Annotated in this window: 1 pseudogene; it reads right to left on the reverse strand. The window is 31.1% G+C overall.

Going from position 1 to position 283, the window contains the following annotated elements:
* Positions 1 to 241 (reverse strand): annotated as a pseudogene (locus GN138_RS15915) (ATP-binding domain-containing protein); the annotation flags it as partial.
* Positions 242 to 283 lie beyond the last annotated feature (42 nt).

Genomic DNA, 283 nt, shown 5'->3' on the forward strand with positions numbered 1-283 from the left:
CTAAATATAAACGCTTTTTAGGCGTAAAGAACAATAATTTTTCCTTAGCTCTTGTTACGGCAGTATATAACCAACGTATGTAATCTTTGTCCATTCCGTTAGGCAAATAAGGTTGCTCTACAAAAATGGTATTCCACTGTCCACCTTGAGATTTATGGCAAGTAATGGCGTAAGAAAATTTAACTTGCAAAGCATTAAAAAATTTATTGTTCTTTACGCCTAAAAAGCGTTTATATTTAGAAAAAATTATTGTTCTTTACGCCTAAAAAGCGTTTATATTTAG

The sequence above is a fragment of the Winogradskyella endarachnes genome, assembly GCF_009741275.1.
In the GTDB taxonomy this organism is placed as follows: Bacteria; Bacteroidota; Bacteroidia; order Flavobacteriales; family Flavobacteriaceae; genus Winogradskyella; species Winogradskyella endarachnes.